Raw genomic sequence first — 22,373 nt, forward strand, 5'->3', positions numbered from 1 at the left:
TATTTAGCAGAAAGGACAACTCAAACTCTTTCTTCAGTGACTATTTATTAAAGAAGGCTCTATTACTGATGCTTTCTACTATAAAAGACTGTTTTTTAAACACGCTATTTTCACCATAGCGCTGCGGTGCTCAGTGTGCAATAGCTTGGGGGCATGTGCTATGGATGACTCGGTGATGATTAAGCAGGTGATAGCTGAGTGATGGTTAGCCCCGAGTGTGTACCGCTTCACCCATTACATACGTCGCTTTAATGGCACGGTCATCACCGAGTGTCATCAGTACAAATAAGCGTTCTTCAATTGAGGTTGTTTGCTGCATGCGATACGCCATAAGCGGCGTGGCGTGGTAGTCGAGTACGGCAAAGTCGGCTTCTGTACCGGGTTGCAAGGTGCCGATTTTATCTTCTAATTTAAGTGCGCGCGCGCCGCCGAGTGTCGCCAGGTAGAGGGATTTAAACGGATTAAGTTTTTTGCCCTGTAGTTGCATCACTTTATAGGCCTCGTTGAGGGTTTGCAGCATCGAAAAGCTGGTGCCTGCGCCTACGTCAGTACCGAGTCCTACTTTAATATTGTGTTGCTCTGCTTTGGCCAGATCAAACAATCCGCTGCCTAAAAATAGATTGGACGTCGGGCAAAAGGCGAGGGCAGAGTCGCTTTCGGCCAGGCGTTTACATTCGTCATCACACAGGTGTACGCCATGGGCAAAGACAGAACGCTCGCCTAATAAGTTAAAATGGTCATATACATCTAAGTAGCCGCTTTGATTAGGAAACAGCGCTTTTACCCATTCTATTTCTTGTCTATTTTCGCTCAGATGCGTGTGCATATACAGCTGCGGATACTCGCTCAGCAGTTTGCCGGCTAATGTGAGCTGTTGGCCGCTGCTGGTGGGCGCAAATCGGGGAGTCACGGCGTAGTGCAGCCGACCTTTGCCATGCCAGCGTTCGATCAGTGCTTTGCTGTCGTGATAGCTACTTTCTGGCGTGTCGGTGAGTGTGTCAGGTGCATTACGGTCCATCATGACTTTACCGGCGATCATCCGCAGGTTACGGCTTTCTGCCGCCTCAAAAAAAGCATCGACCGATTGCGGGTGCACCGTGCCAAATACCAATGCTGAGGTGGTGCCGTTGCGCAGTAGTTCGGTTAAAAAGATCTCTGCGACGTTATCCGCGTAGTCTTTATCCGCAAATTTGTCTTCTTCAGGAAAGGTGTAGTTATTCAGCCAGTCGAGTAGCTGTTCACCGTAAGAGGCGATCATGCCGGTTTGCGGGTAGTGAATATGCGTATCGACAAAGCCCGGTGTGATCAGCGCGTTTTTAAATGTAGTGATGGGTGTCTCGGCGGCCAATGTGGCGAGTAATGTTTCAGCAGGGCCTACTGCTGTGATGAGTCCGTTTTCTACGATGAGCAGACCGTCTTCAAAGTATTGATAGCTGGCATCTATACCGACCCTTGCCGGATCATCAAGCGTGTGAATAATGGCGGCACGGTATGCGTGAGCATGAGGGTGAAAGAGAGAGTCTGAATAAGTTGTTGTCATCGCTTGTGTGCCAGTGATGCTGTGTGTTGGAGCGGGATGCTGGTTATATTTTTGTCAGGTGTAGCGCTTTTCGTTTTATTGCCTGTGGCGGCTATCTGGTAATGGGCAATAAGCTCGGCAGCAATGGAGACGGCAATTTCGCCGGGGAGTTTGCCGCAGACCGAGGCCAGACCTGCCGGGCAATGTAACTGCGCAATACTGCTTTCATCAAAGCCTTTGTGGCGCAGGCGATGTTCGAATTTACGCCGTTTGGTGTTTGATCCGATCATGCCGAGGTAACGGTAGTCATCTCGTTTTAGAAGCGCTTCTATCAATGCCTGGTCTAGCTGGTGGTTGTGGGTCATTACTAAGCAGTAGCTGAAAGCGGCCAGGTCAGGTACTTCATCTACGGGTTCCTCAGATACACAATGGGTGACATTAGACGGCAATACGGCGGGAAATTGTTCAGCACGGTTATCTATCCAGGTGACTTTGCAGGGAAGGTTACCCAGCAAAGGAATTAAGGCTTTAGCCACATGGCCTGCACCAAAAAGCGCAATATGTAACGCAGGCGGATTGATGGGTTCAAATAACAGTTGGATTGTGCCGCCACAACATTGGCCAAGGCTGGCGCCTAATGCGTAGCTCTCAAGCTGCGCACTGCTGCAGTGTTCTGCTAATCGCTGGCGGGCTTGTTTAATTGCCTTGTGCTCGAGATGACCACCTCCGATGGTTTCATATGTATCGTCGGCGGTGACAATCATCTTAGTACCCGCATCACGGGGTGTTGATCCGCGGTTTGCTACGACGGTAATCAGAATTGCCGCTGTACCTTCGTTGTTCAGGCGATTAAGCGTATTCAGCCAGTTCATGACTCCTGCTCCGCCGCCAATTGTTGACGCAATGCTGTTACGCCCATGAGTACTTTTTCTGGTGTGGCAGGGGCATCTATCAGCGGATGAATTCGATAACCCGATAAGCTGGATACCGCATCTTTAATCGCTGACCATACTGAAATACTCAGCATAAGCGGTGGCTCGCCGACGGCTTTAGAATGAAATACGGTATCTTCTGGATTTTTGCGATTTTCGATCAGTTTTACCCGAAAATCTAACGGCGTATCCGCCACTGCCGGAATTTTGTAGCTGGCAGGGCTATTGGTCATAAGCTTGCCTTGCTCGTTCCAAACCAGCTCTTCGGTAGTTAACCAGCCCATGCCTTGAATAAAGCCGCCTTCAACTTGTCCAATATCGATGGCAGGGTTCAGCGATGCACCTACATCATGGAGAATATCGGCGCGCAATACTTTATATTCGCCGGTTAAGGTATCAATAACGACTTCTGAGCAGGCCGCTCCGTATGCAAAATAGTAGAAAGGGTGGCCGCTGGCTTTGTCACGATCGTAGAAAATTTTAGGCGTTTTATAAAAACCGCTGCTAGAGAGTGAAACTTGCGCAAAATAGGCGAGTTGTACCAAATCATCAAAGCTGATGAGCTGCTCGCCTGCTTGAATCAGATTGTTATTGAATCTGATCTCGGTAATATCCACGCCAAAATGTGCTGCGGCAAAATCGCTGAGACGTTGTTTGAGGATACGAGCTGCCGCTTGTGCGGCTTTGCCGTTCAGGTCTGCTCCAGAGGAGGCAGCTGTCGGGGATGTGTTCGGTACTTTGCCGGTATTAGTTGCGGTGATCTGGATACGTTCCAAATCGACCTGAAATTCCTCGGCTACTATCTGCGCCACCTTGGTATTGAGCCCCTGGCCCATCTCTGTGCCGCCGTGGTTCAGGTGAATGCTGCCATCGGTGTAGATGTGGATAAGCGCGCCGGCCTGATTCAGAAAGGTCGCGGTAAAGGAGATGCCGAATTTAACCGGGGTGAGTGCAATCCCTTTTTTTAGGATGTAACTGGATTGGTTAAACTGCTTAATCGCGGTGCGACGTTCTGCGTAACAAGAACTTTGTTCCAGATCGCTTATTATCTCGTCCAGTAAATTCTCTTCTACCGTTTGCTGGTAGTGAGTGATATTGCGTTCGGTTTTGCCGTAAAAATTACGCTTACGAATCTCTAACGGGTCTTTACCTAAATGACGGGCGATATGATCCATCACATTTTCAATCGCTAGCATGCCTTGCGGACCACCAAAACCTCGAAAGGCAGTATTGGAGGCAAGGTTAGTTTTGCAACGGTGGCCGGTAATGAGAGCATCGCTTAAGTAATACGCATTATCAGAGTGAAACATGGCTCGATCTACGATGGAACCCGACAGGTCTGCAGAATAGCCGCAGTTACCAGCCAGTTGCATATTGATGCCTTGTAACCTGCCCGTATCATCAAAGCCAACATCATATTCGATATAAAAAGGGTGGCGCTTGCCGGTTATCATCATATCGTCAATACGTGGCAGACGCATTTTTACGGGTTGTCCTGTGATGTTTGCAACCACAGCCGCCATACACGCAGGGCCTGCTGCCTGAGTTTCTTTGCCACCAAAGCCACCACCCATACGGCGCATATCAACAACAACCTTACTCATGGGTAGGTCAAGTACACTGGCGACCAGCTTTTGTATTTCGCTCGGGTGCTGCGTGGAACAGTAAACCAGCATGCCACCGTCTTCCGTTGGCATCACGGAAGAGACTTGTGTCTCAAGGTAAAAATGCTCTTGCCCGCCAACATGCAGTTCGCCTTGTAAGCGATGCTTGGCGTTTTGCAGCGCTTTTCTCGCATCGCCGCGTTTGTGCTGGTGACTTTCTTGAACAAATTGTTTGTTGTCGAGCGCCTGTTTTACATCCAGTACAGCGGGTAGCGGTGCATATTCGATAATGGCAGCATTGGCAGCTTGCCTTGCAATATCGAGTGAGTTGGCCGCAACCGCAAGTATCGGCTGGCCCAGGTATTCGACAACGCCATCTGCCAACAAGGGGTCTCCGGCAAACACGGCGCCTATATCCAGTTTTCCGGGTACATCTTTAGCGGTAATGACACAGACAACGCCGGGAATCTCGTCACAGGGGGAGGTGTCTATTTTTACAATAGTGGCATGTGCCTGTTCGCTGAGGCGTGCATATAAATGTAGCAGGTTAGGATATTCTAAACGATCATCTACATATAAAGCTTCGCCGCTGACATGCCTTGCCGCACTTTCATGAGGAATCTTTTTACCTACACCGTTTTTCAGATCCTGTGTAAGTTGCTGTTCCAGCTCTGCCCTCGACTTAACGGGGGTAGGAGACGCTTGCTTAGACATAATCCGTCACTCTGGTTGGTATATGGGGCAGCGTTTGGGTTGGCTTATGGTTTGCATTGGCGTTTGGCTTAAGGGCTGATTGTGACTCTATCCAGCATTTTAGCAGTATATTTTGTGCTGCCCGCATGCGGTAATCTGCACTGGCGCGGAAGTCGGACAGGGGGGCAAAGTCGTGTTGTAAGGCGTCCATTGCTTGATGAATCGTGGTTTCTGCCCATACCTGGTTGAGTAAGGCTTGCTCGCAATGGCTGGCGCGTTTAGGGATGGCCGCCATGCCACCAAACGCAATAATGGCGCTGCTAACCTGGCCATGGTTTATCTTGATATGGATAGCAGCACACACAGCCGAGATATCATCGTCGAGTCGCTTCGATATCTTATAAACACGATAAATAGAGTCTTGCGGCTTACGCGGAAGAATAATCTTTTCGATATATTCACCTTGCGCTAATTGCGTTTTCCGATAATCAACAAAGAACTCATCTATCGGCAGAAAGCGCCTTACTCCGGCTATACGTAACTGCAAAATAGCACCTGCGGCGATGAGTGCGGGAGGTGCGTCGCCAATCGGAGAGGCATTGGCGATATTTCCTCCGAGTGTGCCCTGGTTACGAATTTGCAGTGAAGCAAAACGTTCTAATAAGTGACCAAAGTCTGGATATTCTTCAGCAATCACCGAATGGCATTGACTGAGCGGAACGGCAGCGCCGATCTCGATATGGGTTGCAGTGAGGTTTATTTGTTTGAGTACCAGGATTTCTCCCAGATAGATGAGTGTATTAAACGATTGATGTTTTTGGGTGATATCCAGCACTAAGTCAGTACCACCGGCCAGAAGCTGAGCGGCAGGATGTTGCTGTAATAATTCATCCAGTTCTTGCAATGTGGTGGGTGAAAAGGCCGTTTTTAATGCGTGCGTGGTGCTGTGTTGCGCGTTGCTGATTGCATGGCATTGGACAGGCTGGATGCTATTAAGAATGTCTATTGTCCGCTGCTTTTGTTGGTCAAACTTGTCTGACTGATGGTGGTTGCCGATCTCTTTTGCTGCATTCATTATGGGCTGGTAACCCGTGCAGCGGCAGAGGTTGCCGGCTAGCGCTGCTAAAGCTTCGGCTTTGTTGAATTCAACACAGGGATTGTTTTGTATGGATTTTTTTTGCGAGGCATTTTTTTGATAGGCAAACAGCGACATGATTATGCCCGGCGTACAAAAGCCGCATTGGGAGCCGTGATGGTCAACCATCGCCTGTTGTACAGCATGTAGTTGATCAGCCTCTTTTAAATCTTCAACGGTCAGTAGTTGTTTTCCATTCAATGCAGGCAGCAGCGTCAGGCAGCTGTTAATTGAGCGATAGGCTAGCTGGCCATTTTCCACTTCTGCTAGTACGACGGTACAGGCTCCACAGTCCCCGGATGCACAGCCCTCTTTGGTACCCATGCGACGCTGTACGTTGCGTAAGTAGTTGAGCACAGTCGTATTGGGGTCGATCGTGCTAATAGATTGCCGCTGATTGTTGAGTAGAAAATGGATCATTAACGGCTCCTATTTGCGGCTGTATCAGACAATATCAGACACTTAAGTCTATTTAAGCATATTATCTTTCTGATTTTTTGGTCAAGTAATTGCGCTTTTCAGTGTCTTTATAAGGTGAGCAGCCGTTAGTGGATATGTTTATACCGTTATCTTATGTAAGGCTTTTAGTTTCGCTTCTATCAACCATTAAGTCAGCTCTGAAACCATCTCTTGTATACAGGTAGCGACCTGTTTTATGGCGTTCTCATTCTTTTCAGATGGCTTATCGGTAAAGTTAAGACGCATGCAGTTGCGGTATTTACCTGAGGCAGAAAATAACACGCCTGGTGCTATGCTGACTCCTCGCTTCATGGTGCGCTGATTAAGCTCCACGGTGTCGATATCTGTAGGCAGTTCGACCCATAGCAGGAAGCCGCCTTGGGGATAGCTGATTTTTGTTCCTTTGGGGAAGTACTTTTCTACCCAGCCTATCATCACATCTCTGCTCTGATGATATTTTGCCCGCATTTTACGAATATGACGTTCATAGCCGCCTTGGGCGATAAATTCCGCAATGCCGTGTTGAGGTAGGGTGGGTGTGCTGGCAGTGACCACATATTTCATGTGCATTACCTGATTAACATAGCGACCGGGTGCAACCCATCCGATACGCAGGCCAGGAGCGAGTGATTTTGAAAATGAGGAACACAGCAAGACGCGTCCTTCTGTATCAAAAGACTTGATAGAGGGAGGGCGGGGTGATGTATAGGAAAGATCACCGTAGATGTCATCTTCTATAATAGGGATGTCGTAGCGGGAGGTGAGTTCCAATAAACGCTGTTTGTGCTCAACCGGCATGGTATAGCCCAGCGGATTGTTGCAGGTAGGAGTGATCAGTATCGCTTTGACCGGCCATTGCTCCATTGCCAGTTCCAGGGCTTCGATACTAATCCCGGTTTCAGGGTGGGTGGGGATCTCCAGCGCTTTTAGCCCGAGTGCTTTAATGGCCTGTAAGGAGCCATAAAAGCTAGGCGAATCCACAGCGACCACATCGTCTTGTTGAGTGACAGCGCGTAAACTGGCAGACAGTGCTTCCTGGCATCCTGCGGTAGTAATAATATCGTCTGGATGCAGACGACAGCCAGAATCCACCATCAAGCGTGCTATTTGTAAACGCAGGCAATCCGCACCTCTGAGGTCTTCATACGAGAGTATGCTGCCACCGCCGTGCTTGTTTAAATCTGACATGATACGCATTAATGGTTTTAATGTGGGCGCTTCAAGGTCTGGGATGGCGCGGCTGAGCTGCACAATATCTGCCGTCGTACTGGCGCATAGCAGGTTTAACACCTCTTCCCATTGAGACACTTCTATCGGTGTTTGTGTTGGACGGGACAGGTCGGGCAACTGCTGAGGGGCTTTTTGTCGATTGACGACATAAAAACCCGATTTGGGGCGTGATTCAACCCAACCTTGATCTTCCAGTAACCGGTACGCTTCCTGAGCGGTAGATATACTAACTTCATGGGTTAGGCTTAATGCCCGAATCGAAGGTAGCTTCTCTCCGGCTTGATAAAAAGATTGCTCTATACGTTCTTCAATGGCGTGCGCTACTTTTTCATAAAGTTTCATTTCCTTGCCTTGCCTTCTTTATTGGTTAATAACGCCGCTGACTCAATGATAACTGCATGACAGATTTGTTAAAAAATTACCAATACAGTCATCTGTGCCGGTTATCTGTATTCGTCTAAAGTAATTGAAGCTAAATCTGTAATGATTTCAGTTTACGGCATAAGATATTTATCATCAACTACAGGAGGGTACAGTGATGATTATCATTGAAATGCTTAGAAGAATTTTGCAGAGATTAGGTGCGTTGCAGCAGCGTCAGCATTCACGCCGTCAACTGGCCGCACTGGATCGGCGCGCTTTGAAGGATATTGGGATCAGTCCTGAAGATGCTTTGTCAGAAGCACAGAAGCCATTTTGGCGTGGATAGTAGTGAATAGAAAACGGCTGTGATTTAGTGGTAACCCTTTGGCTACGACTATGAGTCGCGTCGAGGTATTTGGCAGTGCTTTAGTAATGTCAGAGGGACCGTTTTATTTATATGATGCTTAAGGCTAAAGATGGCTTTTCCGGCGCGTATAAGAGGTGACCTTTCTTAAAAAGCTGTCTATGCTGTCGTAATAAGATGTTGTTAGATCCTACCAGACTTCATACTCTAAAAATAACAGAAAGGAGTTCACCGATGCTGGAATCATTTCGTCACATTCGTTTACAGGAGATAGCTGATGTAAAGCATCTCCTTTCCCCGGAGCAACTCCAGGCTCCTATCAGTTTAACCAGTCCGTCTACCGATGTTATGACAGATTTTGAGAAAGTAGATCCGGTCAAAGTTTCTCAGGAAGTTCAGGTCGATGAAGCGCTTGAATGGATGAAAAACCAGCATGTAAGGCTGTTGTTTGCGACCGATAAAAATGATGCTTTCAGTGGGGTGATTACTTCACGCGATATCATGGGAAGCCGAGTGATGTCTTATATGCAGACACACGGCATTCCTCGTGAGTATGTGCTGGTGAAACATGTCATGGTAGCAAAAGAGCAATTACAGGCGCTTACCTTCGAGCAGTTACAACATTCAAAAATAGGTGATGTCATGCTGACCCTTAAAGATTCAGGAGAACAGCATATTTTAGTCATTGATGAAGGCTTAGCGAAGGTGAAACGGATTCGCGGTATTATCTCAGCAAGTGATGTGTCCAGAAAGCTGAAAATAGGCTTCGATATAATGTATGAAGCCAAGTCTTTTGCAGAGATTGAGCGGGTTGTAACGCATGGTGGCGGAATTTAATTCACCAGCATATTGCTATCATTTACGTTTAATTTATACTCGCGAAAATGCTAGGTGTTAACGCTGTTCGCTAGTAGATTTATCAGGCTGTAGTTTAGCTCGTAAAGGATATCTGATACGGGCTTTTTTCATGAAAACTAAAGAAAGTTAATTGTGAGGTGATATAAGTAGTGAAACATCCAGAAAATTTATCTCCTGAAAATTGGAATAAAATCAAAGCGTTTTCCGACAATAAAGAAACTCCTTTTATTGTTGTAGATTTGAATACGGTACGTGAAAAGTATGTTGAACTTAAACAAGGCTTTGATTATGCACGTATCTATTACGCGGTAAAGGCCAATCCAGCTAAAGAAGTGCTTAGCTTGCTGGCGGATTTAGGTTCAAATTTTGATATTGCTTCAGTTTATGAATTAGATAAAGTTCTGGAGTGCAATGTTTCAGCTGATCGCTGCAGCTTTGGTAACACCATTAAAAAACGTAAAGATATAGCTTATTTTTATGAGAAAGGCGTTCGTCTTTTTTCTACAGATTCAGAAGCAGACTTACGCAATATTGCAGAATTTGCACCGGGGTCCCGTATCTATGTTCGCATCTTAACAGAAGGCTCTGAGGGTGCTGATTGGCCATTATCACGTAAATTTGGCTGTAGTCCTGAAATGGCTATTGAATTAGCGGCACTGGCTAAAGAGTTGGGTTTAGAGCCTTACGGTATATCCTTCCATGTGGGTTCTCAGCAGCGTGAAATTGATGCCTGGGATGGCGCTATTGCTAAAGTAAAAGTTGTTTTTGAACGGTTGTTTAGTGAACATGGCATCGCTTTAAAAATGATTAACATGGGCGGCGGTTTTCCAGCGCAGTATATTCAGAAAACAAACGACTTCAGCACCTATGTTGAAGAGATAACCCGCTACCTCACAGAAGATTTTCCGGATCTGGTACCCGAGGTTATTTTGGAGCCTGGCCGTTCTTTACTAGGTGATTCTGGTGTTATCGTATCTGAAATAGTGCTTATTTCCAGAAAATCACAAACAGCTATGGAGCGATGGGTCTATACGGATGTTGGTAAGTTTAACGGTCTGATAGAAACCCTGGACGAGTGTATTAAATACCCGCTTTATACGGAATGCGAGGGTGAGGAGGAAGCGGTTGTGCTGGCGGGGCCGACATGTGACAGCATGGATATCATGTACGAAAATCATAAATACGAATTGCCGCTTTCTTTGGAAATAGGTGATCGCTTGTATTGGATGGCTACGGGGGCGTATACCAGTAGTTATTGTTCAGTCGAGTTTAACGGGTTTCCGCCGTTAAAAACTTACTTTATCTAAAAGTATTAGCCATTAGTTTTTTAATAAAAAAACGGTTAAAAGCAAGTGACTTTTAGCCGTTTTTTTTGTCTTATCTTCAAACCTGCGTTTAAATCCCGCCTAAAGACTGCTCATGTGTATGATGAGTGTTATAATTTAGCTTAAAAATAAATCATATTCATCAGATCTGTTGTGCATGATTATTACTAAGAATAAATAAAAATGAGCGATCGATGAGTGTCAGTATGTCCGGAAGTATAAATGCCCCCCTAAATAGGATAGGTGTTATGCGAGGGTGTTTCGACATAACTCAGGATCAGTTCAGTATCACGCAATGTGACTCTGACCTCTTTCTTGGTTGTGCAGCAATCTTGTGGGGTAAAACGACGTTTCTAACGGCGATGATTCACACTGCCGATCTGTCGCTTTGGCAGGCAGCGCTGGCTCAGTGGCAATCCGAACGCCGCTTTCCTGAACTATTAGTCTTACGGATAATGGATAATCAGGGGCGTTTTCAAAAAGTATCTGTTTTATTGGATAGCGCTCTTGATAGCAGTGGGCCATTGCCTGCGGCTGCAGACCAACTCTATTTGCAATTTCTTGTTACCAGCCTACCTGAAAAGCCCACAGCCATTATTGAGGATAGCGTTTACAGGCCTTCAGATTATACGGATAAAGAATCAGTGATTGCGGCGCTTGAACAGGAGCATCAGCGAGCAAATTACTATCTCGATATGGCCGGTGTTATTTTGGTTACCCTGGATCAGGGTGGAAACATAACGTTATTGAATCGTTTTGCGTGTGAATTGCTGAAGACAAACCAACAGGATGCGCTTGGCCTCAACTGGTTCGAAAACTTTCTTCCCAAAAGTGGTAAACATATTGCTGAATCAGCGTTTAGTCGTTTGATGGGCAGCCGTCATTATCCTAACCAGCAAGTAGAAAAGCCCGTGGTAACGCGAGGCGGAGAGGAGCGACTGATTCTTTGGTATAACCGTGTGCTCGAAGATGCGAATGGGCAGCGTATCGGGATTTTGTCGTCGGGTACTGATATCACAGAGCAACGTTTATCCGAACAAACGCTACAGTTGGAAAAGCAGCGGTTACGGACGTTGATTGACTCTATTCCCGATCTTATTTACTTCAAGAGCAGCGACTCTGTTTTTATTGGATGTAATAAAGCCTTTGAGGAATTTAGTGATAAGTCAGAAGCCGCGTTAGTAGGAAAAACTGATAGCGAGTTGTTTGATGCGGTAACCGCTAATACTTTCCACTACTTTGATAAACAGATGCTACAAAGTCAGACGCCCTTGCGCCATGATGAATGGGTGACTTATCCGGATGGGCGCCGGGTGCTATTGGATACGTTACGCATACCTCTTTATATTCCCGATATTGATCAGGTAGGTGTACTGGGTGTCAGTCGTGATATCACGGAACATGCATTGATGAGTAGTCAGTTGTCTCTCGTTAATGCGATGGTTGATCACAGTTTGGATTCGATAATCTGTACCTCTCCCGATGAGGATTTTCGGATTATTTATGCTAATTCTGCGGCCCTTAAGCATTTTGGCATTTCGACTGCTGAGCTTTACCAAACTCATATTTATGACTGGGATCCCGATTTCCCTAAAAGCCGCTTACAGCGTCGCTGGAAGAATATTAAGAACAATACAGTTGCGGTGAAAACAAAACATCTGCTTCGCAGTGGTGAGGAAGTTCCTATTGAGGTGTCTTCGAGCCATTTTTCATACCACGATAAAAATTATATGATCACTGTTTTTAAAGATATTCGTGATCGTCTCGGTTATGAAGAAGCGGTGAAAATAGCGGAGCACCGTTCACGTTTATTATTAGAGCATAGTAATGAAGGTATTTTCGGCTTGGATTGCAACGGAATTACTACCTTTATTAACCCTGCCGCCGCGATGATGCTTGGTTATGATCCTGATGAACTGGTCGGGAAAGATAATCATGGATTGATTCACCACTCGCATGCAGATGGCACTCCTATTTCTAAAGAGGACTGCTATATGCTGATGTCGATCCGTAAGGGAAAAAGTTATCGGATAGAAGCAGACGTATTGTGGCGTAAAGATAATCAGCCATTTCCGGTTGAATACTGGAGTTCGCCTATCTACCTGAATGAAGAAATTGTTGGGTCGGTGGTTACTTTTCATGATATCTCGCAGCGCAAGCAGGTAGAGGAGCAGATCAGATATCTGGCATTTCATGATTCATTGACAGGCTTACCGAATCGTCGACTTTTTCTTGACCGTTTTGAGCATGATATTCTGCAAGGGCGCAGGTCTGGTCAGCTTTCGGCGCTGCTTATGATGGATCTGGATCATTTTAAAGAGATCAATGATACGCTCGGTCATCCAGCCGGAGATCAGTTATTGATTGAAGTCGCTCGCAGGATTAAAAAAGTGCTGCGTTCCTGCGATACCTTTGCCCGTTTCGGCGGGGATGAATTTACCGTTTTACAAAGTAATATTCATGACCCGTCAGATATCGCTGCTTTGGCGGAAAAAGTGATTGGATGTTTCGATTATTTTTTTGATGTTGCGGGTAATAAACTTAAGACCAATACCAGCATAGGGATTGTTATTTGCGATGACGATGTATCTGTCGATGAACTGATCTCGCGTGCTGATGTTGCTTTGTACCGAGCCAAAGAGCAGGGCCGGGGGCGCTATGTTTTTTATCAGTCAGAAATGACAGAGCGTGTTCAGAAAGAGGCTGAATTGGCGCATATGCTCAGCAGTGCTCGATTTTTGCAACAGCTTTACATGGTCTATCAGCCACAATTTGATTGTGAAAGTGGTTTGTTAGTTGGATTTGAAGCGCTGCTGCGTTGGACACATCCTGAGCAGGGCGTTATTTCTCCTTTAACCTTTATTCCTGTCGCTGAGAAGCGCGGGATGATTGATGATATTGGCATCTGGGTAGCACAACATGTGTGCATCGAAGTCGCTCAATGGCTAGAGGCTGGACTGGATTTTGGAACGGTATCGTTTAATCTTTCCCCTGTACAATTACGCAGTGAAAAAGGTATAGCACGTCTTTTATCCTTGCTGAAGGACTCAGGTATTCCTCTGCATCATTTTGAGGTCGAAATTACTGAATCCGCATGTATGGATGCGTCACAAAAGACGATTGAATTGCTCGAAAATTATGTGAATCATGGCTTACGAATAGCCATTGATGATTTCGGTACCGGCTACTCGTCATTAGTGACCCTGCGAAAACTCAGTGCCTGTCGGTTAAAAATTGACCGAAGTTTTATTCGAGACATGTTACATGATGTCAACGATGAGATGATCGTAAAAGCAACGATTGCTCTGGCGCAGTCCTTGGGGTTGGAAGTTGTTGCGGAAGGTGTAGAGTCACAAGAGCAAATGGCGGCACTAAAAGATCAAGGATGTAATATTGTGCAGGGCTATTTTTTGGGCTCTCCTATGACGCGACAAGACACCATTATATTTTTACAAATTCTCTGCAGTAAATATAAATCTAAATATAAAACAAAAGCTTAAAATATTTTATCGATATTTTTTAGCCTACAATATCGAGCATCCTGGCTTTGAATTTAGCACCGCGTGCAACAGCGAGTGTTTCACACGCATGAATGTCTACCCCTTCTAAACCATCGATGGCGGTGGCGGTAACGTCCGGTATCGATTGCGCTGCATCTTCTATAAATGAAAGTACGGCAGGAAAACTGTGTGGCAAGCTAGGCGCGCAATGCTGTGTATAGAGATGTTCGTTCTGTGCATTGAGTGAAATTGAGATTGCATCAATACAGGTGGCGAGCAATGGAATGACATTTTTCTTATGAAATAAGTTAGCTAACCCGTCAGTGTTTAATCGTGTTTTGCCGTCGTTTACTTTTACAGCATTTGCTATTTCAATTAATGCATTGAGGCGCAGAGTGGGCTCTCCGTATCCGCAAAAAACCACTTCTTCATATTGAGTGGGATCTCCAATAAGTTCGATTATTTTTTGCACATCAGGGCGTTCAGACAAGGTAAGGTTGTAATCATGAACGTCCTTACTGTCATTATGTTTAGGGCAAAAACGACAGGCAAGGGTGCAGCGGTCGGTTAAGTTTACGTATAAACGATTGTCGATAGTATAAACGAGCGTATCGGCTTCAGCGTGACATTCACGTTTCGCGGGGTTCGGTCTGGATATCACCTGAGTAGCTCCTTTGTTGCTATGCACTTACTTTAGTCTTGCGTCAATCAAACGTAATTGACAGGTATCAATAACTCCGATTATCGGGGAGTACTGATCAGGATAAACCTGGCTGTATTACAGCGGATAAAGTTTTGTCTTTTTTTTGAGTGAGTGTGAAGGAGTGTCATAGGAAAGTGAAGAAATGTGGGAGGCAGCGAATAGTGATGGTATCCGGCAGGAAAACCTGCGGAATATTCTTGTTGGTATAAAAAAGCCGCTGAAGTCAGCGGCCTTATTAAGCTAATACAGTTTAGCTAATACTGTTGAGCTGTATTAAAGGTTACGCGATCTCTTTTTCCAGCTCTTTTTCGAGTTCTTTTTCTGGCTGTTTGGCCTGAGATTTACCAGATTGTTTGGCATAACGTTTAACCCAGAAGTCAGCACCTTTGATGCCGAGCTTCTCTGGGTTGAAGGTGTATTCTTTTACACCTGCTTTACGTTGTGCTTCATAATCTTTCAGCGCTTTTACCGCCGGCTTAGAGATGAAGAAGATGATTAGAATGCCGATAATGTTCAACCATGCCATCAGTCCTACGCCGATGTCACCCAGACCCCATGCAAGGTTAGCTGTTTTGACGGTTCCGTAGAAAGTAGCTGCTAGTAGGGTAAACTTCAGTAAAAAGTCAAAACCAGGCAATTTCAGCGTACGCTTAAGGTAAGCAAGGTTCGTTTCTGCAATGTAGTAGTAAGCCAGAATCGTAGTAAACGAGAAGAAAAATAACGCCAACACAATAAAGGGTTTGCCTACACCGGGCAGTACTTGTTCAACGGCTGTCTGTGTATAAGCAGGGCTGTTTGCTGCAATTTCGGATGCTAAGTTTTGCACCAGGAATATGCCTTCGCCAGCACCATGTACATTGTAAGCGCCAGTGATCAGGATCATAAATGCAGTCGCTGAGCATACAAACAAGGTATCAATGTAGACTGAAAAAGACTGAACAAGACCCTGTTGTGCGGGATGATCAACCTCAGCCGCAGCAGCAGCGTGAGGGCCGGTGCCTTGTCCGGCTTCGTTTGAGTAAACACCGCGTTTCACGCCCCAGCCGATAGCTGCGCCCATACCAGCCATGGGAGTAAATGCATCAGTGAAAATTGCACTGATAACGCCAGGCAAAGCATCAAGATTCAGCGCAATCACAGAGCAGGCAATAACAATATAGGTCAGTGCCATGAACGGTACAACGACCTGAGTGAAGCTGGCAATACGCTTAACACCACCAAAGATGATGAAGCTGAGAACCAAAACAATACTGATAGCGGTCATTATTTTAGTCAGGCTCAGGTCGCCCATGGTAGTGCTGATAATGTCGCCGGTACCAAACGCTAGTTCTGCAGCATTACCGATACCGTTGGACTGTACGCCTGGCAGCATGACGCCGCAGGCGATAATGGTAGCAATGGCAAAAATCCACGCAAACCATTTCTGTCCCATCGCTTTTTCAAAATAGAAAGCCGGACCACCACGGTACTGGCCTTCATGTTCTTCTTTGTAGATTTGCCCTAATGCTGATTCTGTATAGGCTGTTGCAGCACCTAAAAATGCTACGACCCACATCCAGAAAACAGCACCAGGGCCACCAAAACCGATAGCTGCAGCAACGCCGGCAATGTTACCTGTACCTACACGCCCTGAAAGAGAAACAGCCAGTGCCTGGAAAGAGGAGATGCCCTTGTCTGAGCTGTTGCCTGAAAAAAGCAGGCGCCACATTTCACCAAATAAACGTACCTGTACAAAACGGGTAAGTATTGAATAGAACAAGCCTGCACCCAGGCACAAGTAGATAAGAGCAGGGCTCCAAATGATTCCGTTTATAGAATCTATAATTGATTGCATTTACGCCGGTCTCCATGGGGATTTAGTTTTTTGCGTTATTAGAATTATCGGCGGAAATTCTATAGAGAATTCAGCAGGGCTTTTTGCTGTTATCGGATTGCAGAGAGATAAAAGTATGGCTAGGTTGTTGATATTTCGAATATTCTTCTGCCTGGGCATGTTTTAGCATGCCCTGACGTCAGTGAATGTAACGCAGAGTCTGTTAGTGTGGCTGGGAGCCAATTAGCGTAAGTAGTTTTTACTGATGTGCCTGAAAGATTCAGTGCCGGCTTTTTGCATCCATTCAAAGGCGACCATTTCACGCGTTACGATATGAATACCGCAGCCGCGCATGCGTGCCAGCGCGCAGGCTTTATCTGCCGGTTTTCGGGAAGATACACAATCTTCAACCACATATACATCAAAGGCTTCCTGCTTTAATTGTATGGCGGTTTGCATTACACAAACATGAGACTCCGTGCCTATAATGACGATCTGCTCAACGCCGCTCTCGTTAATTATCTTCTGACAGCTTGGCTCAGCCATACATGAGAAGTGGGTTTTTTCCATGGTCTTATCTGAGGGTAAAATCCTTTTAAGTTCTTCAACGGTATATCCGATTCCTTGGGGGTACTGCTCGGTCGTCATTATAGGTACGTTGAGAATGGTGGCGATCTCAATGAGCCATTTGCTATTTTTGATCAGTACTTCACTTTCAAAGATAGCCGGAGCCAACTTTTCCTGGATATCCACGACGAGTAGGCAGGATTTTTCTGGGCTAATCAGCATAATGTTCTCCTTATTATTTGAACTCAGGATAATTCCTTATCCGTTAGCTTGCCAAGTGTACTTTCAGCTTCAGTCGTCGCAGGTCTGATAATCAGCCAATAACTGGCTAAAGAGAGGATGCCCATAAGCGATATGCTGGCAGCCATTACGGTGGGTGTGCCTGAGTGGTTATGGCCAACAATGAGGCCAACAATGGCGGCAATACCTGATTGAGTGAAACCTAATAATGCGGAGGCGGTGCCGGCCATTTTAGAGAAGGGTCCCATGGCGCCAGCCATTGTCTGCGGCATGACCATTCCGACAGCCATCATAAAAAATACCTGGCAGCCAATCACCCAATAAAGGTTATGTATTTCAAGTAAAGAAGCTAGCAGCATGGCGCTGCCTGATACTGTAGCAAATGAGGTGCCGATGATTAATATTTTATTGATGCCAAAACGAGATCCAAATCGTTGGCTAAATTGTGCGCCTGACATATAGCCGAGAACAACGGCCGTGAAGTAGAAGCCGTAATTGGCTTCGGGCACGCCAAAAAAGTCGATTAGTACAAATGATGACCCAGAAAGAAAAGAAAATAAGCCAGAGAAGATAAAGCTGCAACAGAGTGTATAGCCAAGGAAAATACGACTGTGAAGCAGTTGGTTATAGTTTCTTAAGATGGACATTGGATGCAGGCTGCTAATATTTTCAGGTTGCAGCGACTCCTGAACCTTAAACATGATAATCAGGGTGACAATTGCACCATAGACTCCTAAAAAGATAAAAATAGCACTCCAATTGAAGACTAAGAGCATATAACCACCAACGATGGGTGCAACGGCCGGTGCCAGCGCCATAATAGTACCCATCATCGAGAGTACGCGGGCTGATTGCGTCGGTCCGTATATGTCACGAATCATGGTGCGCCCAAGTACCGGACCGCCACAAGCGCCAAGTGCTTGCAGGAAGCGAAACAAGATAAGCTCCTCAATTGTGGTGGCTGTTGCGCAACCAAAGGACGCTGCCGTAAAAAGAAATAGCCCTCCTAGTAAAACTGATTTACGTCCAAAACGATCGGCCAAAGGTCCATATAATAGTTGAGCAACAGCAAAGCCGCCGAAGAAGATGGATAGCGTAATTTGTACCTGATCGATAGAGGCATTCAGCTCAGTTGTTAGCCTTGGCAGAGCTGGTAGGTACATATCGGTAGATAGAGGCCCCAGAGCAACAACAGAGGCAAGAATAAGTATGGTTGCCAGAGAGGTAGGTAAAAACATCAACATTCCTTTCGCAGGTGTAGAGGGTGACTTTACTCAAGGTTAGTCGGTTATAACAGGCTATAAATTGGCAAAAGATTATTGCCAAAATAAAAAAAAGCGCGGATGAGGTACACCGAAATTATTTTGTTATTAAGCAGAGTAAAGTCTTCGTGCATCAACGCCGAAGGTGCACGCAAATCGAAAAGCAGAGGTTATAGTTCTTTGTTAAGGGATACAATATTTATAACTAAAGACGTTCTTTATGTATCATAAGCTTTGGTGTATGGTTCATTTATCTTAAAAGTGCGTACAAAGAGCATATAAAAAATATATAAAGAATATATAAAAAAGCCCCCTACAGAACTTTCTATATAGAACTTTCTATACAGAACCGACACAGAACAAGGACAAAGAATCCTCATGAGCTACGTGATGACGCCTCAGCTTGCTACCTTACTAGACAAGCACCAGAACACACTGAACGCCGCCCTTAATGCCATTAAAACCCGTGATTACTGGACGCCCTACCCAGAAAACCCCAGCCCGCGTGCTTATGGCGAAACCGCCAATGCCGATGGCGAAGCGGCGTTTAAAAGCTATCTCAACCAGAGTTTTGCACTGGATATGCCGGGTATCGTCGGTGAAACGGGTTCTGAAGTATCACCTTATGGTATTGAGCTTAACGTCAAATACCCGCGGGTGGATCTGGATCAGTTGCTACCTGCCATGCAGGATGCACGCAAAGCCTGGCGTGACATTGGCCCGCAAGGCCGTGCCGCTATCTGTCTGGAAATACTCGAACGTATTAACAAACGCAGCTTTGAGATCGGCTATGCAGTGATGCACACCTCAGGGCAGGGTTTCATGATGGCGTTTCAGGCCGGTGGCCCACATGCCCAAGACCGAGGACTCGAAGCGGTCGCGTATGGCTATACGGCCATGATGCATACACCCGCCAGTGCGGTGTGGACAAAGCCGCAGGGTAAACAGGACCCGTTAGTCCTGAATAAAACCTTCACCACCGTGGGCCGGGGTATTGGCCTGGTGATTGGCTGCTCAACCTTCCCAACATGGAATACCTACCCCGGCATGTTTGCTGATCTGATTACCGGCAACCCGGTGATTGTCAAACCGCATCCGGCTGCCATTCTGCCCGCCGCGATCAGTGTCAAAATTGCGCAGGAGGTTCTCAGCGAAAACGGTCTGCCTGCTCACATCGTTTCGATGGTGATTGATGAAGACGCCAGCAAGCCCGGCACCGCGGCACTGGCCACACGTGAAGAGATTAAACTGATCGACTTTACCGGCAACACACCGTTTGGTAACTGGTTAGAAACGAACTGCACACAAGCACAGGTGTATACCGAAAAAGCCGGTGTGAACACCGTGATTATCGACTCCACAGACGACTACAAAGGCATGCTGCGTAACTTATCCTTCACCCTGAGCCTATACTCCGGCCAGATGTGTACCACACCGCAGGATATCTTTGTCAGCAAAGACGGTATTGACACCGACCAGGGGCATAAAAGCTTTGATGACGTCGCCAATGATATCGCCACCGCTGTCAGCAAATTCCTCTCTGATCCGGAACGCGCGGCCATGGTACTGGGGGCGATCCAGGCGCCGGTGACGGCGGAGCGTATCGACAACAGCAAAACACTCGGCACGGTGCTGCGTGAGTCTGAAGCCCTGACGCATCCGCACTTTCCGAATGCACGGTTACGTTCCCCTTTGTTGATGAGCATTGATGCCGATCAGCAAGATACCTACATGCAGGAGCTGTTTGGTCCGATCAGCTTTGTGGTCAAAACAGACAGCACTGCCGAATCGATCGCACTGGCGACAGAGGCCGTCAAACAGCATGGCGCGATTACACTCGGGTGTTACACCACCAACGAGAGCGTTCAGGAACAGATAGAAGAGGCCGCGCTGGACGGCGGTGTGGCGCTGAGCAGCAACCTGACCGGCGGTGTATTCGTTAACCAGAGTGCGGCTTACAGCGACTTCCATGCAACCGGTTGTAACCCTGCGGCGAATGCCTGCTTGTCTGACTTGGCCTTTGTGGCGAATCGTTTCCGTGTCGTACAGAGTCGCCGGCACGCGTAATGCGTCTGGATTGGTTGTTGTAAAGAGTCGTTGTAAAGGGTTGTCGCAAAGGAAAATAAGTATGAGTTACGAAGCTGTTAATTACGAAACTGTTAATTATGAAACAATATTGGTTGATATCAAAGAGGGCGTTGGGACGATTACCCTGAATCGCCCTAAGGTGATGAATGCATTGAGTCAAACCCTGACCCGTGAAGTGGGTGAAGCGGTTGACGCCTTGGAAAAAGCAGAAGAGGTTGGCTGCATCATTATCACCGGTGGTGATAAGGTATTTGCTGCGGGTGCTGATATTAATGAGATGAAAGACCTGACTTTTCCTCAGCTGTATATGGCTGATTTTCCCTATATTCAGCGTGACTGCTGGCGTGCAATCGATGAGGCGCGTAAGCCTGTTATTGCGGCGGTCGCTGGTTTTGCGCTGGGCGGCGGCTGTGAGATGACCATGGCATGCGACTTTATTATTGCGGCTGAGTCTGCAAAATTTGGTCAGCCGGAAGTGAGTATCGGTACTATTCCGGGTGCTGGCGGAACTCAGCGTTTGACCAAGGCTGTGGGTAAAGCGAAAGCGATGGAGATGTGTCTTAGTGGTCGCGTGATGGATGCAGAAGAGGCTGAGCGTAGCGGCTTGGTATCACGTATTGTAGCCGTCGATGAGCTAGCTGACGTGGCTTTTAAAACAGCATGTAAAATTGCGTCATATTCTCGTCCGGTTGTTTACATGATAAAAGAATCGGTCAATATGGGAGTGGATGCGTCATTGCGTGACGGTCTTGCGTTTGAGCGTCGTAACTTTGCATCTTCCTTTGCATTTGAAGATTGCAAAGAAGGTATGACGGCGTTTGCTGAAAAGCGTAAGCCGGATTTTAAGCATCGTTAACGGAGAGTATTGTTCATGCTAAAGGGCAAAAGGGTTTGGATTACCGGTGCCAGTTCGGGTATCGGTGAAGCCACGGCAAGGCGATTGGCTAGCGAAGGTGTTTCTTTAGTGCTGAGTGCGCGTCGTGAAGATCGCTTAGCGTTGTTGGCAGATGAATTACGATTAATGGGTGTTACTGTAAATGTAGAGCCTGTTGATGTTTCTGATCGTGCCGGAATGGCTGCTGTGGGTGAAAAACTTGCTGCGATAGGCGGTGTTGATGTCTTAATCAATAATGCCGGTACCATGCCTATTAGCCCAATATTGGCAGGGAGGCTTGATGAGTGGGAGCAGATGATAGACGTTAATATTAAAGGTGTGCTTTACGCTATTCATGCGGTTTATTCTGGCATGGCTGAACGTAAAAATGGTCATATTGTTAATATTAGTTCTATTGCGGCTCGCCAAACCTACCCCAGCGCCGGGGTATATGCCGGAACCAAGCATGCTGTGCGTGCTATTTCAGATACCTTGCGAAAAGAGGCGATTCGTTATGGTGTAAGGGTAACGGATATTCAGCCCGGCGCAGTTGCTACGGAGCTTCCTGATAGCATTCAGCATGAGAAAATTCGTGATGCGGTAAAGGCTAATATGTACGCCGAAGGTTCAGCGATTCTAAAGCCTGAAGATATAGCTAATGCTATTTTTTATGCGATAACGCAACCTGACTACATAGATGTGAGTGAGTTGCATATTCGTCCGGTTATTCAGGAAAGCTGATGGCGTTGTAATTGCCACCAGACATAATCTTCTCTACCTAAGGGTGTAAGCGGGCGTTTAAGCATCCTGTTTACGCCCTTTTTATTGACCGCTTTAAAATCTT

General features: G+C 46.5%; 16 protein-coding genes. 7 read left to right on the plus strand and 9 right to left on the minus strand.

The genetic code is table 11. From position 1 onward, the window contains the following. Window positions 1-205: 205 nt before the first annotated feature. The 5 genes from guaD to BM099_RS06695 all read right to left on the minus strand — a co-directional run bounded on the left by guaD (window position 206) and on the right by BM099_RS06695 (window position 7,914). Window positions 206-1,540, minus strand: coding sequence for a guanine deaminase (gene guaD, locus BM099_RS06675; RefSeq protein ID WP_090725991.1), 1,335 nt, complete (start codon window positions 1,538-1,540; stop codon window positions 206-208). After that, window positions 1,537-2,391, minus strand: a complete 855-nt coding sequence (xdhC, locus tag BM099_RS06680) for a xanthine dehydrogenase accessory protein XdhC (RefSeq protein WP_090725993.1) — start codon at window positions 2,389-2,391, stop codon at window positions 1,537-1,539. Before xdhC ends, guaD begins: the two co-directional genes overlap by 4 nt. Continuing rightward, window positions 2,388-4,769, minus strand: coding sequence for a xanthine dehydrogenase molybdopterin binding subunit (xdhB, locus tag BM099_RS06685; protein WP_090725995.1), 2,382 nt, complete (start codon window positions 4,767-4,769; stop codon window positions 2,388-2,390). The genes xdhC and xdhB overlap by 4 nt, the downstream gene beginning before the upstream one ends. Beyond that, the gene (xdhA, locus tag BM099_RS06690; protein ID WP_090725997.1) at window positions 4,762-6,303 is read right to left on the minus strand and encodes a xanthine dehydrogenase small subunit; all 1,542 of its coding nucleotides are present in this window, start codon (window positions 6,301-6,303) and stop codon (window positions 4,762-4,764) included. The genes xdhB and xdhA overlap by 8 nt, the downstream gene beginning before the upstream one ends. A gap of 186 nt (window positions 6,304-6,489) precedes the next feature. Beyond that, window positions 6,490-7,914: an aminotransferase-like domain-containing protein gene (locus BM099_RS06695; protein ID WP_090725999.1), complete on the minus strand. Its 1,425-nt coding sequence runs from the start codon at window positions 7,912-7,914 to the stop codon at window positions 6,490-6,492. A 196-nt stretch (window positions 7,915-8,110) separates the two neighbouring features. On the opposite strand from BM099_RS06695, the gene BM099_RS06700 reads away from it, so the two are divergent. The 4 genes from BM099_RS06700 (at window position 8,111) to BM099_RS06715 (ending at window position 13,982) form a co-directional block, all read left to right on the plus strand. Continuing rightward, window positions 8,111-8,281, plus strand: a complete 171-nt coding sequence (locus tag BM099_RS06700; protein WP_090726001.1) for a DUF1127 domain-containing protein — start codon at window positions 8,111-8,113, stop codon at window positions 8,279-8,281. A 252-nt stretch (window positions 8,282-8,533) separates the two neighbouring features. Continuing rightward, a complete protein-coding gene (locus BM099_RS06705) occupies window positions 8,534-9,136 on the plus strand; it encodes a CBS domain-containing protein (protein WP_090726003.1) in 603 nt (200 codons plus the stop codon). Between the two features lie 170 nt (window positions 9,137-9,306). Beyond that, window positions 9,307-10,464 carry a type III PLP-dependent enzyme gene (locus BM099_RS06710; RefSeq protein ID WP_090726005.1) on the plus strand — a complete coding sequence of 386 codons (1,158 nt, stop codon included), beginning with the start codon at window positions 9,307-9,309 and terminating at the stop codon, window positions 10,462-10,464. Between the two features lie 266 nt (window positions 10,465-10,730). Then, the gene (locus BM099_RS06715) at window positions 10,731-13,982 is read left to right on the plus strand and encodes a sensor domain-containing protein (protein WP_177201100.1); all 3,252 of its coding nucleotides are present in this window, start codon (window positions 10,731-10,733) and stop codon (window positions 13,980-13,982) included. Window positions 13,983-14,001: 19 nt separating this feature from the next. On the opposite strand, the gene BM099_RS06720 is transcribed toward BM099_RS06715, so the two are convergent. From BM099_RS06720 to BM099_RS06735, 4 genes are all read right to left on the minus strand, one after another. Further along, window positions 14,002-14,643, minus strand: coding sequence for a TatD family nuclease-associated radical SAM protein (locus BM099_RS06720; protein ID WP_244889924.1), 642 nt, complete (start codon window positions 14,641-14,643; stop codon window positions 14,002-14,004). A 322-nt stretch (window positions 14,644-14,965) separates the two neighbouring features. Next, a complete protein-coding gene (locus tag BM099_RS06725) occupies window positions 14,966-16,519 on the minus strand; it encodes an alanine/glycine:cation symporter family protein (RefSeq protein ID WP_090726009.1) in 1,554 nt (517 codons plus the stop codon). 222 nt (window positions 16,520-16,741) lie between these two features. Further along, window positions 16,742-17,287 carry a hydrolase gene (locus BM099_RS06730; RefSeq protein ID WP_090726011.1) on the minus strand — a complete coding sequence of 182 codons (546 nt, stop codon included), beginning with the start codon at window positions 17,285-17,287 and terminating at the stop codon, window positions 16,742-16,744. A 23-nt stretch (window positions 17,288-17,310) separates the two neighbouring features. Then, entirely contained in the window at window positions 17,311-18,543 is a 1,233-nt protein-coding gene (locus BM099_RS06735; protein WP_090726013.1) for a Bcr/CflA family multidrug efflux MFS transporter, read from the minus strand. A gap of 402 nt (window positions 18,544-18,945) precedes the next feature. Here BM099_RS06735 and paaN point away from each other — a divergent pair, with 402 nt between their 5' ends. The 3 genes from paaN to BM099_RS06750 all read left to right on the plus strand — a co-directional run bounded on the left by paaN (window position 18,946) and on the right by BM099_RS06750 (window position 22,270). Next, window positions 18,946-20,634, plus strand: coding sequence for a phenylacetic acid degradation protein PaaN (paaN, locus tag BM099_RS06740; RefSeq protein WP_198064137.1), 1,689 nt, complete (start codon window positions 18,946-18,948; stop codon window positions 20,632-20,634). A 61-nt stretch (window positions 20,635-20,695) separates the two neighbouring features. Then, entirely contained in the window at window positions 20,696-21,511 is an 816-nt protein-coding gene (locus BM099_RS06745; protein WP_090726015.1) for an enoyl-CoA hydratase-related protein, read from the plus strand. 15 nt (window positions 21,512-21,526) lie between these two features. Continuing rightward, window positions 21,527-22,270 carry an SDR family oxidoreductase gene (locus BM099_RS06750; RefSeq protein ID WP_090726017.1) on the plus strand — a complete coding sequence of 248 codons (744 nt, stop codon included), beginning with the start codon at window positions 21,527-21,529 and terminating at the stop codon, window positions 22,268-22,270. The last annotated feature ends 103 nt before the right edge of the window (window positions 22,271-22,373 follow it).

Origin of the sequence: Neptunomonas qingdaonensis, from assembly GCF_900113275.1 — a bacterium.
In the GTDB taxonomy this organism is placed as follows: domain Bacteria; phylum Pseudomonadota; class Gammaproteobacteria; order Pseudomonadales; family Balneatricaceae; genus Neptunomonas; species Neptunomonas qingdaonensis.